The sequence below is a fragment of the Microvirga medicaginis genome, from assembly GCF_052658925.1.
In genome coordinates, this window is the sequence record NZ_JBQWEL010000002.1 from 400,096 (window position 1) to 412,122 (window position 12,027).

A 12,027-nucleotide genomic window follows, 5' to 3' on the forward strand; every position below is an offset into this window, starting at 1 on the left:
GATGAAAAAGGCGACGGGCTGCAGCCCGTCGCCTTTTCGTTGATCTCGGAAAGTCTGATCAGCCGAAGGTGCGAATGTCGACGAACCGGCCTGCGATCGCCGCCGCCGCCGCCATGGCGGGGGAGACGAGGTGCGTGCGGCCCTTGAAGCCCTGGCGGCCCTCGAAGTTCCGGTTCGAGGTGGAGGCGCAGCGCTCACCGGGGGCGAGGCGATCCGCGTTCATGGCCAGGCACATGGAGCAGCCGGGCTCGCGCCAGTCGAAGCCCGCTTCCTTGAAGATCTTGTCGAGGCCTTCGGCTTCGGCCTGCATCTTCACGATGCCGGAGCCGGGCACGATCATGGCGTTGACGCGCTCGTGAACTCGTCTGCCCTCGACGACCTTCGCGACGGCGCGCAGATCCTCGATGCGGCCATTGGTGCAGGAGCCGATGAACACGCGGTCGAGCTCGATGTCGGTGATCTTCGTGCCGGGCTTGAGGCCCATATATTCCAGAGCGCGCCACTTGGAGAGACGCTTGTTCTCGTCCTGGATATCGTCCGGATTTGGCACCACGCCCGCGACCGAGATCACGTCCTCAGGAGACGTGCCCCAGGTAACGATGGGCGGGAGATTGGCGGCATCGAGCTTGATCTCGGTGTCGAAGAACGCGCCCTCGTCCGTACGGAGACTGTCCCAGTAGCGCACGGCCGCTTCCCAAGCCTCGCCCTTCGGAGCCTTGGGACGGTCCTTCAGATAGGCGTAGGTCTTCTCGTCGGGAGCCACCATGCCGGCGCGGGCGCCGCCCTCGATGGACATGTTGCAGATCGTCATGCGACCTTCCACCGACAGAGAGCGGATGGCCTCGCCCGCATATTCGATCACGTGGCCAGTGCCGCCGGCAGTGCCGATCTCGCCGATGATGGCGAGGATGATGTCCTTCGCCGTGACGCCGGGGGGCAGCTGCCCGTCCACGGTCACGCGCATGTTCTTGGCCTTCTTCTGGATCAGGGTCTGGGTGGCGAGCACGTGCTCGACCTCAGACGTGCCGATGCCGTGGGCCAGCGAGCCGAAGGCGCCATGGGTCGAGGTGTGGCTGTCGCCGCAGACGATAGTCATGCCGGGCAGGGTGAAGCCCTGTTCCGGGCCCACCACGTGGACGATGCCCTGACGGGTATCGAGCTCGTTGTAGTACTCGACGCCGAATTCCTTGGCGTTCTGGGCCAGCGTAGCAACTTGAGTCGCGGATTCGGGATCCTCGATGCCATGGGAGCGATCGGTGGTGGGCACGTTGTGGTCGACCACGGCCAGCGTCTTCTGAGGCTGGCGCACCTTGCGGCCGGCCGTCCGCAGGCCCTCGAAGGCCTGAGGCGAGGTCACTTCATGGACGAGGTGACGGTCAATGTAGAGAAGGCACGTCCCGTCATCCTGCTGATCGACGACGTGGTCGTCCCAGATCTTGTCATAGAGGGTACGGGCTTTGGCCATGAGTATCTTCCAACAGTGAAAAGGTCGTGGTCGTCTTCTAACGGCACCCGCGCAGAAGGAAAAGGTGTCCTGAACGCGCACCGCTTTGAAAGCATCGCATAGCTGATCGCCCGAACCGCGCAATAAAATTCTTTTGCATTGGGTGATCAGCAACGCTTATCGCCATAAACAAAAAGCGCGGTTCGCACCGCGCTTTTCGGGAAACTTGCTGAATGAAAGCCTTACTCGGCGGCTTCAGGGGCCTCGCGGCGCTCGGCGCGCTCGGCGATACGGGCCGACTTACCGCGACGGTCGCGCAGGTAGTAGAGCTTGGCGCGACGGACGGCACCGCGGCGCACGACCTTGATGGACTCGACATTCGGCGAATAGACCGGGAACACGCGCTCCACGCCTTCGCCGTAGGAAATCTTGCGGACCGTGAAGCTCTCCTGGAGGCCGCCACCGGAACGGGCGATGCAGACGCCTTCATAGGCCTGCACGCGGGTGCGCTCGCCTTCCTTCACCTTCACGTTGACGATCACGGTATCGCCGGGCTGAAAGTCGGGGATGTTCTTGCCGAGCTTGGCGATCTGCTCCTGCTCGAGCTGCTGGATGATGTTCATCGTCTTACTCCTGCCGTTGCATGGTCTTGAGACATGCTCAAGCCAGCGGGATTTCGGCGTCCTGTTTTAAGTTGAGGCGGGCGCTATACAGGAGTTTTCCCGCTTTGTCGAGCGCAGCCGTCCTTATTTTCCTTCCCTGCCTTGAGAGGCGAACAGGCGCCGCCGTGTCTTGGATCGATGGCACGGCGGCCTCTTCGAAAGAAAATAGGCCCTACTTCGTGGCTGGCGGAGCCATGGCGTTGATCTTGGTTGCCATGTCCATGCACTCGGCCTCTTTGCCTTGCTGATCCAGCTGCTTCGCCTGCTGGATCATCTGCATGGCTTGGTTATAGCCTTGGCTTTGAGCCGTGACGTTCGTGCCTTGCCCCGGGGTCGAGCTCGGCATCGTAGACCCTGTCGTCGCTGGCGCATCCATCGCCGGTCCCGCGCCTTCCTGTTTCGCCGTAATGGATTTCTCCAGAGAGGCGAGCCGATCCGTGCAAGGTCCTGCGAAGCCAGGGCTGGAAAGGACGAGCGCGAATGCTGTGCCAAGGAGGATTTTGCTGACCATAGCGATCTCCTGTGATCGAAGGCCCCGCTCTATCAACCCGCCTGTTTGGATCAACGTTCCGCCTGCGGTGCCGAGTCGATATGAGCGAAGAGATACCGCTCGAACCAAGCGGGAAAGGCCTGCGCGAGTGCCTTCGGGCCTTCGACCTTCAACCCCATTCGCTGCGCCTCGGCAAAATTGACGTCGCCTCGCCACCATGCAGCCAATGCCGGCAGGGTCGCGCGGACATTCAGAGGCTCGGGGAAGCCGGGATTATGTGTGCAGAGCGCAACCTCTCCTGCCTTCAGCAGCATGAAACGGGGTTTCTGCTGCCCGGAAATGTCGAAGCGCACAACCATCGGGTCCTTAGGGATGGCCTCGGAACGGACGCGTCTTTGCATATCAAAGAGCAGAGGCTCCGGATCGAGATCCTCGGCTTGCGCCTGCCGCGGCAGCCATCGCTGGCCCCAGCTGCCCAGGGCACTCACCAATTCTGCGAGGTCCCGGCCCGCCTCCGTGAGCACGTATTCGGGGCCTTGCCCATCCTCGATGCGTGTGACGGCTCCGACATGAATCAGTTCCTGCAGCCGTTCCGAGAGCATGGTGCGGGAGATGCGCGGAATACCGCGACGGATGTCGTTGAAGCGCCGGCTGCCGCAGAGGAGCTCGCGCACGACAAGCAACGTCCAGCGCCCGCCGATGGCCTCGTGAGCGCGCGCAACGGAACAGAACTGACCGTAACCCGACATGCGGGAAGCGCTAGCATGAGCCATTGAAGCGGAGAAGTCCGGATTTTGGACCTGACAGGACGATCACGCACGCCTATCGAAGGCTTCGGATCATCTCGCGATGGAAGTGCAGACCATGAGCGAAAAGCAGCGAAGCATACTCGACCGCATCGGCAACACGTCCCTGCTCGCCCTGCGCAAGATCGTGCCGTCGAACGGCGCTCGCATTCTGGTGAAGCTGGAGAACGAGAATCCGACGGGCAGCATGAAGGACCGCATGGCACTTGCCATGATCGAAGCAGCGGAGGCGGATGGACGCCTCCTCCCAGGAGGCCCGGTCGTCGAATATACCGGCGGCAGCACCGGCGTCTCCTTGTCTCTCGTCTGTGCAGTGAAAGGGCATCCCCTCCACATCGTCACGTCTGATGCGTTCGCGCGGGAAAAGCTCGATCACATGAGGATCTTGGGAGCAAAGCTCCAGGTCATTCCGAGCGACTCGGGGCGCATGACGGAAAAGCTCACCAAGGACATGATTGAGGCAGCCCGTGTCATCGCTGAGGATACGGGTGCCTTCTGGACCGACCAGATGAAGAACCGGGACCAGCTTGCCGCCTATCACACGATGGCTGATGAGATCTGGGCCCAGACAGACGGACGCATCGACGGCTTCGTCCAGAGCGTGGGCACCGCAGCCTCCCTTCGGGGCATCGCGGAAGGTCTGCGGCGGCATGATAAGCGCATCAGCATCGTCGCCGTGGAGCCCGCTGAATCCTCCGTTCTGTCAGGCGGTCCCTCAGGCGCACACAAGATCGACGGGATCGGCGCGGGCTATATCGTGCCTCTCTGGCAGGAGAGCATCGCCCAGGCAATCGAACAGGTCTCGACGGAAGAAGCGATGGCGATGGCTTTTCGGTTGGCGCGAGAGGAAGGTCTTTTTGCCGGAACGTCCACGGGTGCCAACGTCATCGCCGCCCTGCGGCTCGCCGAGCGATTGGGGCCTGGTGCCACCATCGTCACCGTGATGTGCGATACGGGGATGAAATATCTCAGAACCTATGGCGCGAAGCTCGAAGAGAGCTTTTGAGCGCTGACGAAGAAGAGCCGCTAGCGCTCCAGCAGATCCGGCCTTCTCTCCCGCGTGATTCGCTCGGATTCCTCTCGCCGCCAGCGCTCGATGGCGGCGTGGTTGCCCGACAGCAGCACGTCGGGAATCGTGCGCCCCTCCCATTCGCGGGGACGCGTGTAATGCGGATATTCGAGACGGTTCGATTCGAAGCTCTCTTCGGTGCCGGAGGCCTCCTTGCCCATGACGCCGGAAAGCAGCCGCACGCAGGCATCGAGCACGATCATCGCCGCCATCTCGCCGCCGGAGAGCACGTAGTCGCCGATGGACACTTCTTGTAAGCCGCGTGCTTCGATGACACGCTCGTCCACGCCTTCGAACCGGCCGCAGACGATGACGACGCCGGGACCGGCGGCGAGCTCGCGCACGTAAGCCTGCGTCAGCGGCTTGCCGCGCGGGCTCATGAGAAGCTTGGGGCGCGGATCATCGACAGGTATTGCCGCATCGATGGCATTGGCCAGCACATCGCAGCGGATCACCATGCCGGGTCCGCCGCCTGCGGGCGTATCGTCCACCGCTCGGTGCCGCCCGAGGCCGTGATCGCGGATGTTTTTCGTCGTCAGCGACCAGACACCACGAGAAAGCGCGTCGCCGGAGAGCGACAGGCCCAAGGGTCCTGGAAACATCTCAGGGTAAAGCGTGAGGATGGTCGCCGAAAAACTCACGCACGATCCTCGCCAGGTTCAGGTCTGCCAACTTCGAAGAAGTCATCCGGAAGTGCTGCAATGATGCGCTTTCCGGCGATATCGACCACGGGCACGAAGGCTTTCGTGAAAGGCAAAAGCGCGGTCGGGCCCTTTTGTGCAGGCGCGATTTCGAGAAGATCGCCGCCGCCGTAATTGGGCACGCCCACGATGGTGCCGATGGTATCGCCCGCTTCGTTCTGAACGGTTAAACCGATCAGATCCGCGAGCAGGAATTCGTCTTCTTCGTCTGGTAGCGGAAGCTTGTCGCGCTCCACATAGAGCTGCACGCGATTGAGGGCCTCGGAGGCTTCGCGCGTGGTCACCCCGTCGACGACTGCAATCAGCAGATCGGGCGCGCCGCCGGGAGCGGGACGGACATTTTTGAGAGTGTAGGTTTTGCCGTTCGCCGCAATGAGCGGCCTGTAACCGGCAATCGCCTGCGGATCGCCGGTATGGGATTTCAGCCGCACCTCACCTTTGAGGCCGTGAGCACGACCGAACTCGCCGACCAGGACGAGATCGTCCTGCATGTTTGCGGACGGGGTCTCCTGCCTCTGGCGAGGAAGAGGTTTGGAGGAGGGTGTGGGCGCGCCCTTCGACAGGCTGGCGCCAGCACCCCCACCCCTGCCCTTTTCCACCGCAAGCGGGGTGTTCCCGGTTTGCGGATTCTTCGAGGGATCTCGAGTAGACCCGAGATCCTTGGAAAAGGAAGAAGTGGAGCGCTGGTTGAAGCGCTCCTTCTTCGTCATGGTGCTTACGCAGCCTCGCCTTCGCCGGCAGCAGCCGCAGCAGCCTTGGCCTCAGCGCGCTCCTGGGCCTTCTTGCCCGGGACGGCCTTCTGCGGGTTGTTGCGGGCCGGACGCTTCAGGAGGCCGGCGGCGTCGAGGAAGCGCAGGACGCGGTCGGTCGGCTGGGCGCCCTTGGCGAGCCAGGCCTGGATCTTCTCGATATCGAGGATCACGCGGCCAGCGTCGTCCTTCGGCTTCATCGGGTCATAGGTGCCGACCTTCTCGATGAAGCGGCCATCGCGCGGGGAGCGCGAGTCGGCAACGACGATGCGGTAGTAGGGACGCTTCTTCGCACCACCACGGGTGAGACGGATCTTCAGGGACATGGGTAACTCCTTCTAGTGTCCTGTGATCAAACCTTGTGCCGTTCCAGATCGGTCTGAGACGACGAAACCTATTTCTTCTTCCCGAACGGGAAACCGCCGATGCCCGGAAGACCGGGGATCTTCGGCGTGCCGCCGAGCCCCGGCAGGCCCGGAACGCCCTTCGGCATGGGCGGGAGAGCCCCGCCGGCGCCGCCCGGAAAATCGGGGAGCTTGCCGCCCATCTGCTTCTGCAGCGCCTCGATCTGCTCCGGCGTCGGCTGGGGCATGCCGCCCATTCCGCCGCCGCCGATGCCGAACATCTTGCCGAGCGCGCCGGCCATGCCCTTGCCCTTGCCGCCGCCCATCATCTTCATGACATCGGCCATCTGGCGGTGCATCTTGAGGAGCTTGTTGATGTCCTCGACCTTCGCGCCGGAGCCTGCCGCGATGCGTTTCTTGCGCGATGCTTTCAGGATGTCCGGGTTGCGGCGCTCGGCGGGCGTCATGGAATCGATGATCGCGCGCTGACGCTTGATGATCCTGTCGTCGATGTTCGCGTTCTCGAGCTGCGCCTTCATCTTGGCGACGCCAGGAAGCATGCCCATCAAGCCGCCGAGGCCGCCGAGCTTCTCCATCTGGGAGAGCTGATCGCGCAGGTCTTCCAGGTCGAACTTGCCCTTGCGCATCTTCTCGGCCATGCGCTGGGCCTGCGCGGCGTCGAAGTTCTCGGCCGCCTTCTCCACGAGCGAGACGATATCGCCCATGCCGAGGATCCGGTTGGCGACGCGCGAGGGATGGAACTCCTCCAGCGCATCGACCTTTTCGCCCGTACCGATGAGCTTGATCGGCTTGCCCGTGACGGCGCGCATCGACAGAGCAGCACCACCGCGCGCGTCACCATCCATACGGGTGAGCACGATGCCGGTGACGCCGAGGCGCTCGTCGAAGGCACGCGCCGTGTTGACCGCGTCCTGACCGGTGAGCGCATCCGCGACGAGTAGAACCTCGTGCGGATTGGTGGCGGCGCGCACGTCGGCGGCTTCCACCATCAGCCCCTCGTCGACGGTCACGCGACCGGCGGTATCGAGCATCACCACGTCGTAGCCGCCAAGCCGCGCAGCCTCCATGGCACGCCGAGCGATCTGCACCGCCGTCTGGCCCGCCACGATGGGGAGCGTATCGACGCCGACCTGCTTGCCGAGCACGGCGAGCTGCTCCATCGCGGCCGGACGGCGCGTATCGAGCGAGGCCATGAGAACGCGGCGGTTTTCGCGATCCGTCAGGCGCTTGGCGATCTTGGCGGTGGTGGTCGTCTTACCCGAGCCCTGGAGACCGACCATCAGGATGCCGACGGGCGGAACCGCGTTGAGGCTGATCACCTCCGCGTCCGAGCCCAGCATCTCCACGAGCTGGTCGTGAACGATCTTCACCACCTGCTGGCCGGGGGAGACCGACTTGATGACCTCGGCACCGACCGCGCGGGCGCGCACCTTGTCCGTGAAGGAGCGCACGACCTCGAGCGCAACGTCGGCTTCGAGGAGCGCGCGGCGGACTTCGCGCAGCGCCGCATTCACATCCTCTTCCGTCAGAGCGCCACGGCGCGTCAGCGAATTCAGGATGTTGGAAAGTCTATCGGAAAGGCCTTCAAACATGATCAATCAATTCCTTTTGCGATGAGGGGTACATCGCGATCCGCCAAGGCCTTTTCAAAGTGATTGATTGCCGCTTCGAACTTGTCGCGGCAGTTAGGGTTGCAGAAGCCGACGACCTCGCCGCGATAGAGGGTGAGCGAATCCGCCGCGATCGGCTTTCCCGACCACGGGCAGGTCTCGTTGACCGCGTCCTCGATGCGCAATGTATCCTTCGACATTCATCCATCCTCTTTCGTCATGGCCGCACTTGATGTGGCCATCCACGTCTTCAACGGCGCAAGGCGTGGATGACCGGGACAAGCCCGGTCATGACGGGCGAGAGAAAGACCCAAAGAGAAACGCGCCCGAGGGCGCATCGCGCTGTCGGACGTTGACCTCCAGCCTCTCGGGCTGGTCGGCGGCTCAAAAGGGCTCGCTCTACAGATTTGCGGTCAGCCGATAGAGGAAAGGGGGGCAAGAGTCAAGAAAAGAGCGGAAAAGCATCAGCTTTCCGGGCCTTGTAGCAAGAAATACCGATCACCATGCTTAAAGGCTCCGCTTGTCTCGAAGGTCACGATGAACCGCCGCACCCTGCTGAAAACCCTGAGCGTCCCTGCCCTCGCCGCCACCGGAGTCTTCGGCTGGATGAGTGCCGCCCGCGCCACGAACCGCTATTACCAGGGGCCCGTGACCGACCATTTCGATGGGGTGCGGTTCTTCTCGCCCAACCAGCCGCAGGACAAGGGTTTTGCCGAATTGCTGCGCTGGCAGCTCGGCGGCGGGCGGAAGGAATGGCCTGAGAGCTTCCCGAGTCCCTTTCGGGACAAGCCTCCTGCCGCCGTGCAGAGCCTGCGCACGGTGCTCATCGGCCACGCCTCGTTCCTGATCCAGGTAACGGGGCTCAACATCCTCATCGATCCGGTCTTTTCGGAGCGGGCGAGTCCCGTCTCCTTCTCAGGTCCCAAGCGGGTCAACCCACCCGGCATCGCCTTCGAGGATCTGCCCCCGATCCACGCGGTGCTGATCACGCACAATCATTATGACCACCTGGACATCGATGCCTTGGGCCGCCTCTGGCAGCGCCATCGCCCTCGCTTCGTCGCGCCCCTGGGCAACGATGCGATCATCCAGGCCGGACACCCGGAGATCGCAGTCGAGACACGCGACTGGGGCGGATCGGTCGAGCTGGGCGACGGCGTCATCGCGCATCTGGAGCCCGCCTATCACTGGTCCGCACGCGGCATCAACGACCGGCGCATGGCGCTCTGGTGCACCTTTGTGCTCACGACGCCTCACGGCACGATCTACCACATCGGTGATACGGGCTTCGGCGACGGCAGAATCTTCCACGCCATGCGCGAACGCTTCGGCAAGATCCACCTCGCGCATCTGCCCATCGGCGCCTATGAGCCGCGCTGGTTCATGGAGCCGCAGCACATGAATCCGGAGGATGCGGTAAAGGCGTTCCAGATCATTGCGCCGGACCAGGCGCTCGGCCACCATTGGGGCACGTTCCGCCTCACCAACGAAGGCATCGAGGAGCCGCCATCCGATTTGGCCAAGGCGCTTCAGGCGGCGGAGATTCCACCGGACCGGTTCAGGCCCTTGCGGCCGGGCGAAGCATGGACCCCGTCAGGGTGAGCATCGGCTCCTGCAGATCGCATGGCTTCTCAACCAGACAGGCGACGCCCGAATCCAGCAGCTCCTGCCGGGATCCATAACCCCAGGTCACCCCTATGGCCGCAATGCCGTTCGCGCGCGCACCGATGGCATCGTGCTCCCTGTCGCCGATCATGACCGCCGTCGCGGGATCGAACTTCTCCCGGTCGAGAATATGGCGGATCAAGTCGCGCTTGTCGGCGTTCCGGTTGTCGAGCTCGGAGCCATAAACCTCGCGAAAGAACCGCGACAGGCCGAAATGGTCGATGATCCGCTTTGCGAACACATGAGGCTTGGACGTGGCGACGAAGAGCCGAAATCCGGCCTCCTGAAGAGCCGCAAGGGTTGCCGGAATGTCCGGATAAACCTCGTTCTCGAACAATCCGACTTCGCTGAAGCGCTCGCGATACAGGCGCACCGCCTCGGGAGCGTTCTCGACACTGCCGAGGAGCTTTGTGAAACCTGAAATCAGCGGCGGCCCGATCATCCATGTCAAAGCATCCGCTTCAGGCACGGAGCGGCCCAGCCTTTCGAGCGCATACTGGATGCAGCGGGTAATGCCTGCCTTAGGGTCGGTCAGGGTTCCGTCGAGGTCGAAAAGAGCGATCATCACTTGGGAATCACTTCGGGAGTCACTTGGGCTGAACGTAGATGTTCACCTCGAAATCCGTGTCCTGAGAATCCGTGAAGTCGCTCACGTATTCCTCGATGAAGGCATCCTTGGCAACGATCTCCTTGATGTCGAGATAGGCCGTGATCGTCTCGTAGGTGCCGTCGATCTCGTCATAGGCATCCTTGTGCACGAACCGGAAGGCCTTTCCTTCCGGCGTCTTGCCGAACTTGATCTCAGGGGTCAGCTCGGTCTTGCCCTCGGGGACCTGCGCGATCGGAATCATCGCCTCGAACTTGAACCCGTTGTCGTCCGTGTCGACGAAGATCGCGAGCGGACGGCCCGCAGGGGCAATGCCTGCCTTCTTCAGCTCGCCATCGAGCTTGGCGATGGCGTTCTTGAGGCTGTTGAACGCCTCGTCCCAGGTGCTGGTGCCGGAGAGCATCACCGTAGGCTTTGCGGTGAGCACGCCCTCTTCCACGCCGGCGGGATCGCTCGGATTGGGGAAGAGCGTCGTGCGGGCCGTCTGCTGGGCCGGTGCAGCAGGTGCGGTCGGAGCAGGAGCAGGAGAAGCCGGAGCAGGTGCAGGCTGTGCCGTCGTGGGCTGCTGCGGCTGGGCTGGGGTCTCAGAGGTCGAGGGAGCCGGGGCGCTTGAAGCCGGTGCCTGGATGGCTGGCGCTGGATTGGCCGGAGGCGTGCTCGCGGCTGGAGGTGTCTGCGCCAGAGCCACGCTCGAGCAGAGGGCAAGCATAAGAACAAAATGAGAAGGGCGCAGCCGCATGGAAGAAAGCCTTGAGCCTCGAATCACGAAATGGTGACGAGCCGGAGCATAAGAGGGTTTTAGTCCAGCCGCGAGGTACTCCGGTCCCCCCTGTGGAGGACGGATGGAAGCAGGCCCCTTCCTAGCACCTGCATAAAAAATCCTCTGGGCCACCGGCTTGGCCGCTCTCAACCAGTCTGAAATCGTGGCTATGATCCCGCTTCCACTGCGCAGGGCTGTTTCAGGAATGGAAGAATTTTTGATCTTTGCCGGAATCGGCTTCCTGGCCCAGCTGGTGGATGGGGCCCTCGGCATGGCCTTCGGCGTGCTCTCCACCACGAGCCTCCTGGCCTTCGGCGTTCCGCCGGCGACAGCCAGTGCCGTGACCCATGTGACGGAAATCTTCACCACGGCGGCTTCCGGCGCCTCCCACGTCTTCCACCGTAACGTCAATTGGCGACTCGTGGCACGGCTTGCCCCTGCCGGCATGGTCGGCGGAGCCATCGGGGCCTTTGTCCTCTCCCACGTCGACGCGAAGATGATGCAGCCCGTGGTCTCGGCCTATCTGATGATGATCGGCCTCTACATCGTCTTCAAGGCCTTCCGCCCTCTCTGGCCACGGGAGGTGCAGGACTGGCTCGTGCCGTGGATCGGCGGCGGAGGCGGCCTGCTCGACGCCATGGGCGGGGGCGGATGGGGCCCCATCGTCACAAGCTCCCTCATCGGGCGCGGCCATGCGCCCCGGCACGTGATCGGCTCGACGAACCTGACCGAATTTCTGGTCACGATCGTCATTTCCGCCACCTTCATCCTGACCCTGGGCTGGTCGGAACTGAGGTCGGCTGCCGGCCTCATCCTCGGCGGCGTGCTGGCAGCTCCCTTGGGCGGTTTTCTGGTCAGCCGCCTGCCGACACGCCCGCTCATGGTCGGCGTCGGCCTGATCATCGTCGCGACCAGCATCCCCCGGATCCTGCCGGCTCTCTAGGGCTGTTTCCATTCCCGGTGGGAACAGTCCTCTTCTTTGCTGTACCGCATTCTTGAACGGCGAACCCGATCCACCTCGCCGAAAATGCTCTAACGATATTGCCGCAGGCAGTCTTCTTCCCTCTCGCGATTCCTCACGTTTTCAGCCATATACGGC

General features: G+C 63.1%; 14 protein-coding genes. 3 read left to right on the plus strand and 11 right to left on the minus strand.

Annotated elements, in window-relative coordinates:
• Nucleotides 1–58: 58 nt before the first annotated feature.
• The 4 genes from leuC to ACUXUR_RS04990 all read right to left on the minus strand — a co-directional run bounded on the left by leuC (nucleotide 59) and on the right by ACUXUR_RS04990 (nucleotide 3,369).
• Nucleotides 59–1,465: a 3-isopropylmalate dehydratase large subunit gene (leuC, locus tag ACUXUR_RS04975; protein ID WP_445501225.1), complete on the minus strand. Its 1,407-nt coding sequence runs from the start codon at nucleotides 1,463–1,465 to the stop codon at nucleotides 59–61.
• 221 nt (nucleotides 1,466–1,686) lie between these two features.
• Entirely contained in the window at nucleotides 1,687–2,067 is a 381-nt protein-coding gene (gene rplS / locus ACUXUR_RS04980; protein WP_445501226.1) for a 50S ribosomal protein L19, read from the minus strand.
• A gap of 211 nt (nucleotides 2,068–2,278) precedes the next feature.
• A complete protein-coding gene (locus tag ACUXUR_RS04985; RefSeq protein WP_445501227.1) occupies nucleotides 2,279–2,617 on the minus strand; it encodes a hypothetical protein in 339 nt (112 codons plus the stop codon).
• Between the two features lie 50 nt (nucleotides 2,618–2,667).
• A complete protein-coding gene (locus ACUXUR_RS04990; RefSeq protein WP_445501228.1) occupies nucleotides 2,668–3,369 on the minus strand; it encodes a winged helix-turn-helix transcriptional regulator in 702 nt (233 codons plus the stop codon).
• A gap of 91 nt (nucleotides 3,370–3,460) precedes the next feature.
• Here ACUXUR_RS04990 and ACUXUR_RS04995 point away from each other — a divergent pair, with 91 nt between their 5' ends.
• Nucleotides 3,461–4,408 (plus strand): PLP-dependent cysteine synthase family protein, encoded by a 948-nt coding sequence (locus ACUXUR_RS04995; RefSeq protein ID WP_445501229.1) that lies wholly within the window; start codon nucleotides 3,461–3,463, stop codon nucleotides 4,406–4,408.
• 20 nt (nucleotides 4,409–4,428) lie between these two features.
• On the opposite strand, the gene trmD is transcribed toward ACUXUR_RS04995, so the two are convergent.
• The 5 genes from trmD to ACUXUR_RS05020 all read right to left on the minus strand — a co-directional run bounded on the left by trmD (nucleotide 4,429) and on the right by ACUXUR_RS05020 (nucleotide 8,096).
• Complete coding sequence (gene trmD / locus ACUXUR_RS05000) at nucleotides 4,429–5,112, minus strand: tRNA (guanosine(37)-N1)-methyltransferase TrmD (protein WP_445501230.1); 684 nt, start codon at nucleotides 5,110–5,112, stop codon at nucleotides 4,429–4,431.
• On the minus strand, nucleotides 5,109–5,663 hold the full coding sequence (gene rimM, locus ACUXUR_RS05005) for a ribosome maturation factor RimM (protein ID WP_445501231.1): 555 nt from the start codon (nucleotides 5,661–5,663) through the stop codon (nucleotides 5,109–5,111). Before rimM ends, trmD begins: the two co-directional genes overlap by 4 nt.
• Before the next feature lie 224 nt (nucleotides 5,664–5,887).
• The gene (gene rpsP, locus ACUXUR_RS05010; protein ID WP_445501232.1) at nucleotides 5,888–6,247 is read right to left on the minus strand and encodes a 30S ribosomal protein S16; all 360 of its coding nucleotides are present in this window, start codon (nucleotides 6,245–6,247) and stop codon (nucleotides 5,888–5,890) included.
• 68 nt (nucleotides 6,248–6,315) lie between these two features.
• Nucleotides 6,316–7,878 carry a signal recognition particle protein gene (gene ffh, locus ACUXUR_RS05015; protein WP_445501233.1) on the minus strand — a complete coding sequence of 521 codons (1,563 nt, stop codon included), beginning with the start codon at nucleotides 7,876–7,878 and terminating at the stop codon, nucleotides 6,316–6,318.
• A gap of 2 nt (nucleotides 7,879–7,880) precedes the next feature.
• A complete protein-coding gene (locus ACUXUR_RS05020; protein ID WP_445501234.1) occupies nucleotides 7,881–8,096 on the minus strand; it encodes a glutathione S-transferase in 216 nt (71 codons plus the stop codon).
• Between the two features lie 337 nt (nucleotides 8,097–8,433).
• On the opposite strand from ACUXUR_RS05020, the gene ACUXUR_RS05025 reads away from it, so the two are divergent.
• Nucleotides 8,434–9,498, plus strand: a complete 1,065-nt coding sequence (locus ACUXUR_RS05025) for an MBL fold metallo-hydrolase (RefSeq protein ID WP_445501235.1) — start codon at nucleotides 8,434–8,436, stop codon at nucleotides 9,496–9,498.
• On the opposite strand, the gene ACUXUR_RS05030 is transcribed toward ACUXUR_RS05025, so the two are convergent.
• The gene (locus tag ACUXUR_RS05030) at nucleotides 9,455–10,126 is read right to left on the minus strand and encodes an HAD family hydrolase (protein ID WP_445501277.1); all 672 of its coding nucleotides are present in this window, start codon (nucleotides 10,124–10,126) and stop codon (nucleotides 9,455–9,457) included. The genes ACUXUR_RS05025 and ACUXUR_RS05030 overlap by 44 nt on opposite strands.
• A gap of 22 nt (nucleotides 10,127–10,148) precedes the next feature.
• Nucleotides 10,149–10,856: a GyrI-like domain-containing protein gene (locus ACUXUR_RS05035; RefSeq protein ID WP_445501236.1), complete on the minus strand. Its 708-nt coding sequence runs from the start codon at nucleotides 10,854–10,856 to the stop codon at nucleotides 10,149–10,151.
• A gap of 277 nt (nucleotides 10,857–11,133) precedes the next feature.
• On the opposite strand from ACUXUR_RS05035, the gene ACUXUR_RS05040 reads away from it, so the two are divergent.
• On the plus strand, nucleotides 11,134–11,871 hold the full coding sequence (locus ACUXUR_RS05040) for a sulfite exporter TauE/SafE family protein (RefSeq protein WP_445501237.1): 738 nt from the start codon (nucleotides 11,134–11,136) through the stop codon (nucleotides 11,869–11,871).
• The last annotated feature ends 156 nt before the right edge of the window (nucleotides 11,872–12,027 follow it).